This window comes from Gottfriedia endophytica (assembly GCF_017814275.1).
Classification (GTDB): Bacteria; Bacillota; Bacilli; order Bacillales; family Bacillaceae_G; genus Gottfriedia; species Gottfriedia endophytica.
The window spans coordinates 258,337-273,112 of the sequence record NZ_JAGIYQ010000003.1; the positions used below are offsets into that span (position 1 = coordinate 258,337).

Genomic DNA, 14,776 nt, shown 5'->3' on the forward strand with positions numbered 1-14,776 from the left:
AAAATATAGTATTTTTATACAATGGTAATAAAAGTAATTAAATAACCTTTTACTGTTAAGATTAAATAGTATGAGGTAGAATATGGTTTTAAGTGAAATAAATCGTTTGAAGCCAACTAAGGAAAAACGAAAAATAAATTTGGAGGTTAAAAATGGACTACCAATATCCTATTTTATTTGATTGGACAACATTAGAAACGATTGATGTGATTGAGTTTTACACAAGTATTGAAAAAGCTTATGAAAAAGGAATTAAGAAAGAAGAGTTAATGATAGCTTATAAAAAATTCAAATCAATCGTACCAAGTAAAGCAGATGAAAATAAACTTTGTCGTGAATTTGAGGAGCTATCAGGTTACTCTGCGTACCGTACAATTCAAAAAGGAAAAGAACTTTTAGAGACAGATATTGTAAAAATGTAGCATAGTACAATTAATATTTATGCATTATTTTTAGTACATACATACTTTTATGTAAAGTATTACTGAAGAAGTGTTTCCATTTTTTGAGTAAAAAAATAGAAACATTTCTTTTTGTTCTATGGGGATATGTTGTTTTTTGATAGATACAGGATCCGAGATACTCATGTAAAAAAACGAGATGCCAACAACCTGCAAGGATGCGTTGCATCTCGTCCGTGAAAAGGGAACGGATTTTTGTAAATTGCAACAAAGTTGTTTTACAGAGCTAGTCCATTAAAACGAATTAAATTAAAATATAGACATGTCGAAAAATGAGTAAAGAATGGGAATAGACTTTCTTTTTCATCATATGTATAATTAAACAACACTTATAAATTCATCATCACAGCTAGTTTGATAAAATGGAAAAACTGCATTATATGTTTCTTTAATGATTTGTAATAGTTCTTCCTTTGAATAACAAATTGCCTTTTCTTTTTCGATTGTAATACCGCATAAAAACTCGGCTTTCTTAATATCATGAAGACGGTCAATTCCAAGTGAAAATTGTTCGAAAGATACTTGTTCCTTTGGAATGAAAGTTGGCTTCATATGATCGTAGGAAATGTCGAAATGAGCTGGAAGTGAATCGTATAATTCAGTTTTATTCTTCCGAAAGTGTTCAGCTATTTTTTTCTTCATTGGACTTTCATAAATAATTGCAAACCAAATAAAAAGATGTGTATCCCATAATCCTACTTGAAAATGAGGAAGCATTTTATAGCCTCTTTTATTAGTGGCAAATGCAACCCATGTATCCTTTGGAGGATTTACTGTCCGTCTAGCATGCTTCGCGATATGTGTATAAAAAACATCGTTCGAAAGCTCATTTAAAAACGGTATAATACTATCAGATAATTCTTTGAATTTCGGTTGTATTTCTTCTTGAATGAACTTCATTCGATCTTCTAATGTCGATGGTTTACTGAATACTTCAAAATGCTTGTCATTAAAAAACGAGTTGTTCAATTAATAACCCCCTAATACAAAATCTCGCTTCTATTATACCATTAAAAAAGCAAACAAATGGGTATAAGGATTCTTAATATTTTAGTTACCTTGTAAGCAAGAATATCATATATTAGTATCAAACAAAAAATCAGAAAATTTAGTTAATTAACTCGTACAATTGTTATTTTCGTAATAGGGTGAATTAAAAATTGGAGGGATTGCGATGAGACAAGTGATTAATGCATTAAAGAGAACTGATGCTGAGAAAAGAATTCCAGTGCTAAAACTTGAATTAGATTACGAACTAGCTACACTTTATGATGCAATGATAGTTGAAGATTTTGAGGCAATGAATGAATCGAAGAAAAAACTTGAGCAGCTTCGTCTTGAACTTATTCGATTAGAAGCTTGAACAATATACAATTAATCGAACCTGAAAAAGGTTCGTTTTTCTGTGTGTGTTATTTTGATTAAGACTCACATTTTTTATAATATGCTCACTCCAACCAAAAAGTTCATAAATTTCAAATTAATTCTTTGAATAAAAGAAGGATTTTTTTAATTGAACTTGGTAAACTGAAATAAGATAATATTAATATTGATGTTCAACTAGAAATTGGAGTGTTGAAAAATGACAGTAAATTGGGAAGAGATAGAAAAAACTGCAACGGGGTGGATTATCAATGCAGGTGAAAATATTCGTAATTCACTTACTGATCAATTAACAATTTTAACAAAATCAAATCCAAACGATTTAGTTACTAACAAGGATAAAGAAATTGAAAAGTTTTTTAAGAAAAAGATAAAAGAATATTTTCCAACTCATTTTCTTTTAGGTGAAGAAGGATTTGGAGATTCAATTGAAAAAGTCGATGGAGTTGTTTGGGTGCTTGATCCGATTGATGGCACAATGAACTTTGTCCATCAAAAAAGAAATTTTGCGATCTCATTAGGGGTGTACGAAAACGGAATTGGTATGTTCGGGATTATATATGATGTGTTACATAATGAGCTTTATACTGCCAAAAAGGGACAAGGTGCATTTTTCAATAATCAACCAATCCCAAAATTAAAACCGATAAAAATAGAAGAAGCTATTATAGCCCTCAATTCAATTTGGTTAACTCCAAATAAACGTTTAAATCACCATAAATTAAGTGATTTAGTTCAAAAAGTAAGAGGTTCAAGATCATATGGCTCCGCTGCCTTAGAATTTGCTTATGTTGCTACACAAAGACTAGATGCATATATCACACCTAGGTTGTCACCATGGGATTACGCAGCAGGTAAAATTCTCATTGAAGAGGTCGGTGGTGTATGTACAACTCTAAGTGGAAACCCATTGACAATTTTAGAAAATAGTTCAGTACTAGTTTGTAATGAATCGATCTTTAACGAGGTGCTTACAGAATACATAGAAGAGAAGTAAAGGTAAATTTGCATTTCGTAAATAATAAAGCGCTATCATAAGGGACAAGGGACAAGGGACAAGGGACAAGGGACAAGGGACAAGGGAACAGGTGAGGCCCCGCAAGCTTGGCGAAGAGGCTCAGGGAGCATCTCTAAGTTCCAATCAACTAAGCGCATACTTAAATAGCAACAAAGTTTACAAAAACAGGCATAAAAAAAGAAGGTAGGTTATTAAAACTTACCTTCTTTTCGTAATTTAGCGCGGTAAGCGAAACCATATCCCACCACACCTATAAATATAATTAAAGATACGATTGCACCTAAGATACTTTCCTCAGCAATCATAATCCCAACAAGAATTAAAAAAATAACTGCAGAAATAGAAATAAATAGAAAACGAAATTGTATGTTTGACAATGAAATCCCTCTTTCAAAATGATGTCCAGCAACATTATTTTACTGTAACAAGTATGAGATGTAAATTTTTATGCACGAATCTATACAAAAAATTAATGTTAAAAAAACGATACTAAATTATTTTATTGAACATTTATCTGTTGCATGTGCTATAATATTTTAGTTAATAATGAAAATGATATGTAAATATTTTAGGAGTGAATATACTTGAAAAAGAGAGAAGATCTTCGCAATATAGCAATTATTGCCCACGTTGACCATGGTAAAACAACACTGGTTGACGAATTATTAAAACAATCTGGTACATTCCGTTCAAATGAACAAGTAAATGAACGTGCAATGGATTCAAATGATATAGAGCGTGAACGCGGAATTACGATTCTTGCGAAAAACACTGCTATTCAATATGAAGGCAAACGTATCAATATTATGGATACACCAGGCCATGCTGACTTCGGTGGAGAAGTTGAGCGTATTATGAAAATGGTAGACGGAGTTTTACTTGTAGTTGATGCATATGAAGGATGTATGCCTCAAACTCGTTTCGTTTTGAAAAAAGCGTTAGAACAAAACTTAACTCCAATTGTTGTCGTAAATAAAATTGACCGTGATTTTGCACGACCTAATGAAGTAGTAGATGAAGTAATTGATTTATTCATCGAACTTGGTGCAAATGAAGACCAATTAGAATTCCCTGTAGTATTTGCTTCTGCAATCAATGGAACAGCTAGCCTAGATTCAGACCCATCTAAGCAAGAAGAAAACATGAAATCCTTGTATGAAACAATTATTGAGCATATCCCTGCACCAATTGATAACAGTGAAGAACCTTTACAATTCCAAGTTACATTACTTGATTATAATGACTATGTTGGACGTATCGGTATTGGTCGTATCTTCCGTGGAACAATGAAAGTTGGCCAACAAGTAGCTCTTATGAAACTTGATGGAAGTGTTAAACAATTCCGTATTACAAAAATGTTTGGTTTCATCGGGTTAAAACGTATCGAAATCGAAGAAGCAAAAGCTGGTGACTTAGTAGCTGTTTCAGGTATGGAAGACATTAACGTTGGTGAAACAGTATGTCCTTCAGAACACCAAGAAGCACTACCAATCTTACGTATTGATGAGCCTACACTACAAATGACATTTGTTGTTAACAATAGTCCATTTGCTGGTCGTGAAGGAAAATACATCACTTCTCGTAAAATTGAAGAGCGTTTATTACAAGAGCTTCAAACAGATGTAAGTTTACGTGTAGAAAACACAGATTCACCAGATGTGTGGATTGTAAGTGGACGTGGAGAACTTCATTTATCTATTTTAATTGAAAATATGCGTCGTGAAGGTTACGAGCTTCAAGTATCAAAACCTGAAGTTATTATTCGTGAAGTAGACGGTGTTAAATGTGAGCCAGTAGAGCATGTTCAAATTGACGTTCCAGAAGAATATACAGGTTCAATCATGGAATCAATGGGTGCGCGTAAAGGTGAAATGAAAGACATGGTAAACAACGGAAACGGTCAAGTTCGTTTAACATTCATGGTACCTGCTCGTGGATTAATTGGTTATACTACTGAGTTTTTAACATTAACTCGTGGTTACGGTATTATTAATCATACTTTTGACAGCTATCAACCTGTTCACCAAGGTCAAGTTGGTGGAAGACGTCAAGGTGTGCTAGTTTCAATGGAAACAGGAAAAGCAACAACTTACGGTATTATGGGACTTGAAGATCGTGGTGTTATTTTTGTTGAACCTGGTACAGAAGTATATGATGGTATGATTGTTGGAGAACATAATCGTGAAAATGATTTATCAGTAAACGTTGTAAGAATGAAACAACAAACAAATATTCGTTCGGCAACAAAAGACCAAACATCAACAATTAAAAAGCCACGTATTATGACGCTGGAAGAATCTTTAGAGTATCTAAACGATGATGAGTATTGTGAAGTTACTCCAAAATCAATTCGTTTACGTAAAAAAATTCTTGATAAAAATGAACGTGAAAGAATGGCGAAGAAGAAAAAATTCGCTGAACAGGAAAATTAATTAACGAACAGCCTTAGCATGATGCTAAGGCTGTTTCTTTTTAATTTCTTTACTTACTTTTCTTTATTTTTAAAGTATAATGAATTTTGTGGATTACATATGAGTTTATCTTGGGGGACTAATAGAATGGATGTAAATAGTAAATTATCTTTTTTTGCAAAATTATATCATGTCGATACAAATCCAAATCAAGGAATGTGGTTACTTTATATAACAATCATTATTCTCAGTATAATCGTGTACAAGTTAGGATTTGCAAAAAAACTACCTGTTATGAAATCAGCAGTTGTCTATATCCTTTTAGCACTAGGTTGCTCGATCTTTACATTTTTAGGAGTGTTTTTACCAGTTGCTGAAGTACTATTAATTAGTGTAGCAGTTTTAGGAATCTATAAAATCCGTTTGTATCAATCAAAGAAAAATAAACAAGAAGTGGCATAATAGGTTTTCAAAAGGAAGGGAATTTAATGCAATCAGTTCAAGATGCTTTATATAATTGGCTTACGATCAAAGTGATTTATGAGACAAGACCATCAGATGAAAGTGCAAAAGAAACATATGAGCTTTTTGATGGAATATTAAAAAATGATCACGGAGTAAGAAATGTGGAAATTGAAGTAATGGAAGACTTCTATTTAGTTAAGTTTATTCAAAATGAAAAAGAGCGGTCGACTCGATTTCCAGTAGAAATGATTGATTGTTTTATAGATCAAATTAAAATGAATCCAGAACGATATTAAAAAGAGGCTGTCATTTAAGACAGCCTCTTGTCAATTTTACCATTCATCTTTATCTTGTATCGGTTTTAGTAAACGGAAATTTCCGGTTGCTAAACGCGCTTCCGTTTTTACCGTTATACGATTGTAGCAATCTGGGCATGTATATGTATGGATTGGTCGATTTCGTAATTTTTTTGCAACAGGTGATTCGTCGTTTAACATGTCAATTCTGTCACAAATCATGCATTTCACTCTCATATACAACCTCCTTTTAACAATTCTATTTGTACATAATTATAGCATGTTTAAGAATATATTTTAAAAAAAGATAAAAATAAGCAGGAACATACAGCATCTGTTTTGAAATGTATTATTATACCAATATGTTAGAGGGTGAGATAATGGCAAATAGTATTGAAAGATCAATATCACCAACGTTACTAAGCTACCTGAATCAGGAAAGAATTATTTTAGTCAGTACTGTAAATGCTGAAAACCAATCTCCTAATATGAATGCAATCTCATGGTTTACTGCTTTGGACGAAGAGACTGTTCGTTTTGCAGTTGACAGGCGCTCTTGGATCGTTAGTAATATTGAAAAAAATTCATTTGTATCATGTAGTCTATTTGCAAATGAAACAATTTATTGTATTACAGGGAAAGCTACCATTCTATCATCACAATTGCCAGGATTACCATTAAAATTAACCTGTATTCAAGTAAAAGTTAATGAAGTGAAAAATATAATGTTTTATGGTTCAAAAATAAGTGTAGAACCGGGGTACGTAAAAACATATGATGAAAAAGCTGCCAAAAAACTGGATGATTCAGTATTGAAAGCACTTAGAACATATACGATTGACTAGATGAAAGATAAACGTATTCTAAAGTGAAGAGAATTTCATATAATATATAAATGGTTCGTCCATACATTGACTTAAATTTCCATTTGAAATCGTTAGTAATAATGAATTTGACTTTGTCATAAAAGCTAAATATTTCATACTTTGCTTGTTAAGTCAGGAGGTAAAGGGTTGAATAAAATATATGTTCTCGACACAAATGTTCTATTGCAGGATCCGTTAGCAATCTTTTCTTTTGAAGATAATGAAGTTGTTGTTCCAGCTGTGGTTCTTGAGGAAGTTGATTCAAAGAAAAGATATATGGACGAAGTAGGACGAAATGCAAGATACGTTTCTAAATTAATCGATAGTTTTCGAGAACTAGGTAAGCTGCATGAAGGAATACCATTAGAAAATGGTGGTTCATTCAGAATTGAACTAAATCATCGTTCATTTCAACAGCTGCAGGATATTTTTGTAGAGAAAACAAATGATAATCGCATACTTGCAGTAGCAAAGAATTTATCTCTTGAAGAAGAAGCGAAAGAAAATGGTAAAACTGTTATTCTTGTTAGTAAGGATACATTAGTTCGTGTAAAAGCGGATTCTCTCAATTTAGTTGCTGAGGATTATTTAAGTGATAGAGTTGTAGAAGTAGACCATATTTATACAGGATATTTAGAGTACTACATAAACACAGATATATTAAATCGTTTCTATGAGAAGGCTGAAATAAAATCTTCTGAAATCACTAGTGCTCCATTGTATCCAAATCAATTTATCGTCTTAAAAGATGCGCTAGGTGGTTCAAGTTCAGCTTTAGGAATCGTTGATCGAACTGGGACTAAGATTAAAAAATTTATCTTTTCAAATGAACATATTTGGGGGATTAGGCCGCGAAATGCACAACAGAATATGGCACTAGAACTTTTATTACGGGATGATATACCACTTGTAACCCTTATTGGTAAAGCAGGTACTGGGAAAACGTTATTAGCATTAGCAGCAGGTTTAATGCAAACTGAGGATCTTCAAACTTATAAAAAATTATTAGTTGCTAGACCAATTGTACCAGTAGGAAAAGACTTAGGGTATTTACCAGGTGAAAAAGATGAAAAATTACGACCATGGATGCAACCAATCCATGATAACCTTGAATATTTATTTAATACGAAAAAACCAGGAGAATTAGATGCCATTTTAGCAGGAATGGGATCAATTGAAGTAGAAGCCCTAACATATATTAGAGGTAGAAGCATTCCAGAACAATTTATCATCATTGACGAGGCACAAAATTTAACAAAGCATGAAGTGAAAACGATCCTAACTCGTGTAGGAGATAGAAGTAAAATTGTTTTAATGGGTGATCCAGAACAAATTGATCATCCGTATCTAGATGAATACAATAATGGATTAACACATGTTGTTGAAAAGTTTAAAGATCAAAAAATTAGTGGGCATGTAAAGCTTATTAAGGGTGAACGTTCAGCAATTGCTCAATTAGCGGCAGATTTACTTTAAGTGGTTTATAAAAAAGGGAATGCACTAGGCAATCCCTTTTTTTGTATCCACTTTTCGATGTGTCCAGTTCCGCAGACTAGCTCCTCGGCCATTTCACAAACAACAATTGAAGTGAAACCCGCACTTCTATTGTTGTTTGCTCCAATGAATGTCGGAGCTAACCAAGTCCGCTCCACATTTCTAGCCTGTCTAGCTCCGGCAACCATCTCTTCCGTCGTTTCACAACAAGCAAATGAAGTGAAAAATCGCACTTCCTTTGGTTGTTGCTCCAACTCCTGTCTAGTTCCGCAGACTAACTCCTCGGCCATTTCACAAATACCACAAGGAAGTGAAACTGCACACTTCCTTGTGGTATTTGCTCCAATGTCTGTCGGAGCTAAACGAGTCCGCTCCACATTTCTAGTTACCTTACAATTATTTTTCTAATATCAGTAATCGGTTCATTTTTATTTCGTATGTCTGCATAATAAAAATGAACAGGGCCGTTTTCTCTTAGTGGTTTGCCTTTAATTGAAAAGGCTAATAATCCATTCATTGCTTCATCAACTGTTAATTTTATCTCTGATGAAGTTGTTTCAATTATAATATTTGTAGCGTCTTCATTTATTTTCGCATTTTTTAGGAAATATTTTAGTGGCATTCCGTAAGACTGAGAAAGCCATTTCTTTTTTTCAGAAGCCATCAGTTTTTCGTTTGGAGGTGTAAGTTTAGCTCCTTCGGTAATTTCACGATCCCAATGTTTTGATACACGTTGTAAATACAATTCTTCTTCATTGATATTTTGGTAGGTTAGATCGAAAAATTCGTCTAACTCAATTTTTCTTTCATCAAAAATCCAGACACTTGGATCGATCGTCAGTTCAAACTGAACATTTCCACTAATTGAAAAAATATCACTCATAAAAAATTTCCTCCCTATAATTGTTCCCTTTCTTATTGTAATCCTTGATTGCAACAATTAACATTATTTTAAACTAATATTTATTATATTTGGTAAATATATCTTCATATGGATTAGTGAGAATTATTATTAATCAGTTGATTTTTGTATAAAACAAGGATAATATTAAATGAAGAAGCATAGTACGGAAGTGGAGGGAGAATATTGACGTCTGATGCTGCAACAAATAGTAATGAAAAAGCATATGATTTATTAAAAACAGATGCTGATAAAATTTTAAAACTAATCAATGTTCAACTTGAAAATTTAACAATGCCACAATGTCCTCTTTATGAAGAGGTTTTAGATACTCAGATGTTTGGACTTTCACGTGAAATTGATTTTGCTTCTCGTTTAGGATTAATACGTGAAGAACAAGGTAAAGAATTATTATCTGAGCTTGAACAAAGATTATCTGCATTACATGAAGCTTTTACAAATCGTAAAAATAAATAAGAAATCACGAATGCTCAAACTAAGTATGGTTTGAGCTTTTTTGTAAAAATTTTTATCCTACATTAACGGGCAGTAAGACTCCCACCTCAAGTTTGAGAGAAAGGCGAGGAAGGTAAGTAGGGGATAACTGCCCGTAAAAGCCCGATTGGGCGGGCTAACCATCAGTGGGAGATGCAAAAAAACCACTGATGAAAGTTACACCTTATATAGAAAATTAGAATTTTCATAGACTATTAGTTTGATACAAAGGTGATAGATAGTATGTTACAATTATAGAGAGAATAAAAGGAAATATCGTAAAAAACTGGAAATGATGACTTCGAAAAATGATATTTACATAAGGAAGATGATTAATGTTAAAAAAATATATAAAGAATATGGATTACATGTTATTTGTTCCATTACTAATCTTATGCACATTTGGCTTAGTAATGGTCTATAGTGCAAGTTCTGCACTGCCAAGTATCCGCTATCAAAACATGCATTGGAGTAGCGATCATTTTTTTGTAAGTCAGTTACATGCTTTAGAACTTGGGATTATCGCATTTATTATCTTATTATTTGTACCTACATGGGTATACAAAAAAAATATTATCTTAATAAGTAACGTAGCGATTAGTATAGGTCTCTTAGTAGCAGTACTATTATTTGGTAAAGTAGTTAATAATGCAAAGAGCTGGATTTTTGGTATTCAGCCTGCTGAAATCATTAAATTAAGTACAATTCTTTTCCTTGCAGGTTGGTACGCAAAAAATCAAAAAAGTGTAACAACAAATTTAAAAACAGTTTTAAAACCTTTGATTGTTATTGGAATTTATTGTTTTCTCTTAAAAAAGCAACCAGATACTGGAACAATGATGCTACTTCTTGGGACAACCTTTACTATTGTATTTTGTTGTGGTTATAAGGTAAGACGTTTTATTGTCATGCTCCTTGGTGGAGGCATCATATTGTCGCCAGTAATCTTATTGTTTGTATTTAATCCAACGCTTATTATTACTAAAGTTCAGCTTAATAGATTTTTAGCTTATAAAAATCCGTTCGATTACGCTCAAGGGATAGGATTTCAATTAGTTAATTCACTTGTAGGGTTTGCTCACGGTGGACTTACTGGAGTTGGATTAGGGAAAGGTATCCAGAAATTAGGCTATTTACCGGAACCGCATACTGACTTTATCCTTGCAGTAATTGGAGAAGAGACAGGTCTAATAGGAGTTCTCATTGTTATTACATGTATTTTCTTAATTGTGTGGAGAGGAATTTTAATTGCTCATAAATCAAAAGATGCATTAGATAGTTTGATTGCAATTGGTGTTACAGCAAGTATTGCAATTCAATCTTTTGTAAATATAGGTGGTGTTACATCCCTAATTCCATTAACTGGAGTACCTTTACCATTTGTAAGTTATGGAGGAACATCATTAATTGTGATGATTTCTATGATGGGGATTTTAATGCAAATTGCTATTCGAGTCAAACTAGAGGAACCTTCAAAAGAAAGTAAGTTGAATGTTGTTTCATAATTTAGCGCTTTATTAATGATAGGGGAGAATGGTATGAGTGACAAAAGAATAAAAAAAGTGTTAGTTGCTAATCGTGGTGAAATTGCAATACGAGTTTTTCGTGCATGTACTGAATTAGGAATAAGAACAGTTGGAATTTATTCGAAGGAAGATGAAGGCTCATATCATCGCTATAAAGCAGATGAAGCATACATTGTAGGTAAAGGAAAAAAGCCGATTGAGGCTTATTTGGACATTGAAGGAATTATCGAAATTGCAATAAAAAATGAGGTTGACGCGATTCATCCTGGATATGGATTCTTATCTGAAAATATCAGATTTGCTGAAAGATGTGAAGAAGCAGGAATTTTATTTATTGGTCCTACTTCAAAACATTTGGATATTTTCGGAGATAAAATAAAAGCAAAAAAGCAAGCTCTTTCTGCTAATTTGCCAATAATCCCAGGTAGTGATGGTCCTGTTAATACTTTAGAAGAAGTAATAGAATTTGGGAATGCAGTTGGATTTCCAATCATTATTAAAGCTTCACTCGGTGGTGGCGGACGTGGCATGAGGATTGTTAGAACACCATCCGGGCTAAAGGAAGCTTATGAACGAGCAAAATCAGAAGCAAAGGCTGCTTTTGGAAATGATGAAGTTTATGTAGAAAAATTTATTGAAAATCCAAAGCATATAGAAGTTCAAATAATTGGTGATAATGAAGGCAATATTGTTCATTTATTTGAAAGAGATTGCTCAGTTCAAAGACGTCATCAAAAATTAGTTGAAGTTGCACCTTGCACTTCTATTTCAAATGATTTGCGTGAAAAAATATGCAATGCAGCAGTTCAACTGATGAAGGAAGTAGATTATGTAAATGCAGGAACCGTTGAATTTTTAGTATCGGGTAATGAGTATTTTTTTATTGAGGTCAATCCTCGAGTTCAAGTTGAACATACCATCACTGAAATGATTACAGGTATTGATATTGTTCAAACTCAAATTTTGGTTACTCAAGGACATACATTACATAGCGAGAAAATAGGTATTCCTCAACAAGATCAGATTCCTAAAATGGGGTTTGCTATCCAAGCACGTGTCACAACAGAGGATCCATTAAATAATTTTATGCCCGATACAGGTAAAATTATGGCATATCGTTCCGGTGGTGGATTTGGTGTTCGATTAGATACTGGGAATAGTTTTCAAGGTGCAGTGATAACTCCCTATTATGATTCATTGCTCGTGAAAGTAACAACACATGCACTTACTTTTGATGGCGCGGTAGCAAAGTTAAATCGAAACTTAAAGGAGTTTCGTATACGGGGTATAAAAACAAATATTCCATTTCTTGAAAATGTGATGCAACATCCTGACTTTCTTTCAGGTAAATATAATACCTCTTTTGTAGATTCATCTCCAGAATTATTTGTATTTGCAAAAAGACTTGACCGTGGAACTAAATTATTAAATTATATTGGAAATGTGACTGTAAATGGATTTCCAGGTATTTCATCAAAAGAAAAACCATATTTTGATGATGTAATCATACCAAAAGTAAATGATTTAGAAAGTAAGCCTAAAGGAACAAAACAACTTTTAGAAGAACTTGGACCAGTTAATTTCTCAAAATGGGTTAAAAATGAAAAGCAAGTTTTCTATACGGATACTACTTTCCGTGATGCTCATCAGTCGTTATTGGCAACTCGAATTCGAACGAAAGATTTAATTTCAGTTGCAGAGCAAACTTCAGTGATCCTTCCTAATTTATTTTCAATGGAGATGTGGGGAGGAGCAACATTTGATGTAGCCTATCGATTCTTAAATGAAGATCCATGGGAACGCTTATTATTACTTAGAAACCAAATTCCAAATGTGTTATTTCAAATGTTATTAAGAGGATCAAATGCAGTCGGATACAAAAATTATCCAGATAACTTAGTAAAGAAATTCATCGAAGCATCTTCACAAGCCGGAATAGATGTATTTAGGATTTTTGATAGTTTAAATTGGATAAAAGGAATGGAAGTTGCAATTGAGGCAGTAAGAGATAATGGAAAACTTGCTGAAGCTGCCATTTGTTATACAGGGGATGTACTGGATCCAACTAGAACGAAATATGATATGAATTATTACAAAACCCTTGCTAAGGATTTAGAAAGTGCAGGTGCCCACATCCTTGCTATTAAAGATATGGCTGGGTTATTAAAACCTCAAGCAGCATATCAGTTAATTAGTGAATTAAAGGAATCAGTCAATTTGCCAATCCATTTACATACTCATGATACGAGTGGTAATGGTATCTACACGTATGTGAAGGCTATTGAAGCTGGAGTAGACATCGTTGACGTAGCTGTAGGAAGTATGTCTGGATTCACCTCACAACCAAGTGCAAATAGTCTATACTATGCTCTCGAGGGTTCCAAATATAAAAGTGATTTGAACATAAATGGTTTAGAACAGCTTTCAACTTATTGGGAAGGTGTAAGGAAATATTATTCAAGTTTTGAATCTGGAATGATGTCATCTCATACTGAAATCTATCAGCATGAAATGCCTGGTGGACAATATTCGAATTTACAACAGCAAGCAAAAGCTGTCGGTTTAGGGGATAGATTTGATGAAGTAAAGCAAATGTACGGTAGGGTAAACATGTTATTTGGTGACATTGTAAAAGTGACCCCTTCATCAAAAGTAGTTGGAGATATGGCTTTATTTATGGTTCAAAATAATTTAGATGAAGATACAATTTATGAAAAAGGTGATCATATTGATTTTCCAGATTCAGTTATTGAGTTCTTCGAAGGACAATTAGGTCAACCGCATGGTGGTTTTCCTAAAAGCTTACAGCGAGTAATTCTTAAAGGAAAACAACCATTAATTGATCGACCGGGTGAATCATTAAATCCAATTGATTTTAAGCAAGTTGAAGAATATTTATTTCAAACGCTGAAGCGCCAAGTTACATTATTTGATGTTTTATCTTACGCTTTATATCCAAAAGTTTTTATGGACTATCAAAAGAATGTTGAAAAATATGGTGATGTTTCTGTATTAGATACACCAACTTTCTTCTATGGTACAAGAATAGGTGAAGAAGTAGAAATTGAAATAGAGCGTGGAAAAACATTGATCGTAAAGCTTGTTTCAATTGGGCAACCACAAAATGACGGAAATAGAGTGATATACTTTGAATTAAATGGTCAACCAAGGGAAGTGGTCGTTAAAGATTTTTCAGTAAAATCGACAGTTGTACAAAAGCTTAAGGGAGATACTAATAATCCGAACCACTTAAACGCAACAATGCCTGGAACAGTGCTTAGTGTTCTAGTTAAGAAGGGTGAAATGGTAGAAAAAGGCCAATCATTAGCTATAACAGAAGCAATGAAAATGGAGACAACTGTCCAGTCACCATTTACTGGTAGTGTAAAAGAGGTATTTATTACTGCAGGAGAGAGTATTTCAACAGGAGATTTATTAATCGAACTTGAACAGAAATAAA

Annotated in this window: 16 protein-coding genes; 11 read left to right on the forward strand and 5 right to left on the reverse strand. The window is 33.2% G+C overall.

The annotated features are described in order from the left end of the window. Positions 1-152 precede the first annotated feature (152 nt). Positions 153-422, forward strand: coding sequence for a UPF0223 family protein (locus tag J5Y03_RS06100; protein ID WP_209403601.1), 270 nt, complete (start codon positions 153-155; stop codon positions 420-422). A 357-nt stretch (positions 423-779) separates the two neighbouring features. Here J5Y03_RS06100 and J5Y03_RS06105 read toward each other — a convergent pair whose 3' ends face one another. Then, positions 780-1,430 (reverse strand): DUF1054 domain-containing protein, encoded by a 651-nt coding sequence (locus tag J5Y03_RS06105; RefSeq protein WP_209403603.1) that lies wholly within the window; start codon positions 1,428-1,430, stop codon positions 780-782. A gap of 205 nt (positions 1,431-1,635) precedes the next feature. Between J5Y03_RS06105 and J5Y03_RS06110 the strand changes: the two genes are divergently transcribed. Continuing rightward, on the forward strand, positions 1,636-1,824 hold the full coding sequence (locus J5Y03_RS06110) for a hypothetical protein (protein ID WP_209403605.1): 189 nt from the start codon (positions 1,636-1,638) through the stop codon (positions 1,822-1,824). 219 nt (positions 1,825-2,043) lie between these two features. Then, positions 2,044-2,841: an inositol monophosphatase family protein gene (locus J5Y03_RS06115; RefSeq protein ID WP_209403606.1), complete on the forward strand. Its 798-nt coding sequence runs from the start codon at positions 2,044-2,046 to the stop codon at positions 2,839-2,841. Positions 2,842-3,053: 212 nt separating this feature from the next. Here the strand turns inward: J5Y03_RS06115 and J5Y03_RS06120 are convergent, their stop codons facing one another. Continuing rightward, entirely contained in the window at positions 3,054-3,239 is a 186-nt protein-coding gene (locus tag J5Y03_RS06120; RefSeq protein ID WP_209403608.1) for a DUF5325 family protein, read from the reverse strand. 207 nt (positions 3,240-3,446) lie between these two features. Here J5Y03_RS06120 and typA point away from each other — a divergent pair, with 207 nt between their 5' ends. From typA to J5Y03_RS06135, 3 genes are all read left to right on the forward strand, one after another. Continuing rightward, positions 3,447-5,294, forward strand: coding sequence for a translational GTPase TypA (typA, locus tag J5Y03_RS06125; RefSeq protein WP_209403610.1), 1,848 nt, complete (start codon positions 3,447-3,449; stop codon positions 5,292-5,294). Positions 5,295-5,420: 126 nt separating this feature from the next. Then, positions 5,421-5,735, forward strand: a complete 315-nt coding sequence (locus J5Y03_RS06130) for a YlaH-like family protein (RefSeq protein WP_209403612.1) — start codon at positions 5,421-5,423, stop codon at positions 5,733-5,735. A gap of 26 nt (positions 5,736-5,761) precedes the next feature. Continuing rightward, on the forward strand, positions 5,762-6,034 hold the full coding sequence (locus J5Y03_RS06135; protein ID WP_209403614.1) for a hypothetical protein: 273 nt from the start codon (positions 5,762-5,764) through the stop codon (positions 6,032-6,034). A 36-nt stretch (positions 6,035-6,070) separates the two neighbouring features. Here J5Y03_RS06135 and J5Y03_RS06140 read toward each other — a convergent pair whose 3' ends face one another. After that, the gene (locus J5Y03_RS06140) at positions 6,071-6,271 is read right to left on the reverse strand and encodes a YlaI family protein (RefSeq protein ID WP_209403616.1); all 201 of its coding nucleotides are present in this window, start codon (positions 6,269-6,271) and stop codon (positions 6,071-6,073) included. A 143-nt stretch (positions 6,272-6,414) separates the two neighbouring features. On the opposite strand from J5Y03_RS06140, the gene J5Y03_RS06145 reads away from it, so the two are divergent. Further along, positions 6,415-6,879, forward strand: a complete 465-nt coding sequence (locus J5Y03_RS06145; RefSeq protein WP_209403618.1) for a pyridoxamine 5'-phosphate oxidase family protein — start codon at positions 6,415-6,417, stop codon at positions 6,877-6,879. 168 nt (positions 6,880-7,047) lie between these two features. Beyond that, a complete protein-coding gene (locus J5Y03_RS06150) occupies positions 7,048-8,376 on the forward strand; it encodes a PhoH family protein (protein WP_209403620.1) in 1,329 nt (442 codons plus the stop codon). A gap of 5 nt (positions 8,377-8,381) precedes the next feature. Here the strand turns inward: J5Y03_RS06150 and J5Y03_RS06155 are convergent, their stop codons facing one another. Further along, positions 8,382-8,771 (reverse strand): hypothetical protein, encoded by a 390-nt coding sequence (locus J5Y03_RS06155; RefSeq protein ID WP_209403622.1) that lies wholly within the window; start codon positions 8,769-8,771, stop codon positions 8,382-8,384. A gap of 8 nt (positions 8,772-8,779) precedes the next feature. Next, positions 8,780-9,277 carry a peptidyl-prolyl cis-trans isomerase gene (locus J5Y03_RS06160; protein ID WP_209403624.1) on the reverse strand — a complete coding sequence of 166 codons (498 nt, stop codon included), beginning with the start codon at positions 9,275-9,277 and terminating at the stop codon, positions 8,780-8,782. 204 nt (positions 9,278-9,481) lie between these two features. On the opposite strand from J5Y03_RS06160, the gene J5Y03_RS06165 reads away from it, so the two are divergent. The 3 genes from J5Y03_RS06165 to pyc all read left to right on the forward strand — a co-directional run bounded on the left by J5Y03_RS06165 (position 9,482) and on the right by pyc (position 14,775). Further along, positions 9,482-9,772 carry a YlaN family protein gene (locus J5Y03_RS06165; protein WP_209403626.1) on the forward strand — a complete coding sequence of 97 codons (291 nt, stop codon included), beginning with the start codon at positions 9,482-9,484 and terminating at the stop codon, positions 9,770-9,772. Positions 9,773-10,125: 353 nt separating this feature from the next. After that, positions 10,126-11,295, forward strand: coding sequence for an FtsW/RodA/SpoVE family cell cycle protein (locus J5Y03_RS06170; protein WP_209403628.1), 1,170 nt, complete (start codon positions 10,126-10,128; stop codon positions 11,293-11,295). A gap of 33 nt (positions 11,296-11,328) precedes the next feature. Next, positions 11,329-14,775 carry a pyruvate carboxylase gene (gene pyc / locus J5Y03_RS06175; RefSeq protein WP_209403629.1) on the forward strand — a complete coding sequence of 1,149 codons (3,447 nt, stop codon included), beginning with the start codon at positions 11,329-11,331 and terminating at the stop codon, positions 14,773-14,775. The last annotated feature ends 1 nt before the right edge of the window (position 14,776 follow it).

What these genes read in the sequence shown, in the direction of transcription:
- pyc (WP_209403629.1), top strand. Translation starts at nt 11,329, where the DNA reads ATGAGTGACAAAAGAATAAAAAAAGTGTTAGTTGCTAATCGTGGTGAA.
- J5Y03_RS06145 (WP_209403618.1), top strand. Translation starts at nt 6,415, where the DNA reads ATGGCAAATAGTATTGAAAGATCAATATCACCAACGTTACTAAGCTAC.
- J5Y03_RS06100 (WP_209403601.1), top strand. Translation starts at nt 153, where the DNA reads ATGGACTACCAATATCCTATTTTATTTGATTGGACAACATTAGAAACG.
- J5Y03_RS06140 (WP_209403616.1), bottom strand. Translation starts at nt 6,271, where the DNA reads ATGAGAGTGAAATGCATGATTTGTGACAGAATTGACATGTTAAACGAC.
- J5Y03_RS06135 (WP_209403614.1), top strand. Translation starts at nt 5,762, where the DNA reads ATGCAATCAGTTCAAGATGCTTTATATAATTGGCTTACGATCAAAGTG.
- J5Y03_RS06130 (WP_209403612.1), top strand. Translation starts at nt 5,421, where the DNA reads ATGGATGTAAATAGTAAATTATCTTTTTTTGCAAAATTATATCATGTC.
- J5Y03_RS06160 (WP_209403624.1), bottom strand. Translation starts at nt 9,277, where the DNA reads ATGAGTGATATTTTTTCAATTAGTGGAAATGTTCAGTTTGAACTGACG.
- J5Y03_RS06170 (WP_209403628.1), top strand. Translation starts at nt 10,126, where the DNA reads ATGTTAAAAAAATATATAAAGAATATGGATTACATGTTATTTGTTCCA.
- J5Y03_RS06115 (WP_209403606.1), top strand. Translation starts at nt 2,044, where the DNA reads ATGACAGTAAATTGGGAAGAGATAGAAAAAACTGCAACGGGGTGGATT.
- J5Y03_RS06110 (WP_209403605.1), top strand. Translation starts at nt 1,636, where the DNA reads ATGAGACAAGTGATTAATGCATTAAAGAGAACTGATGCTGAGAAAAGA.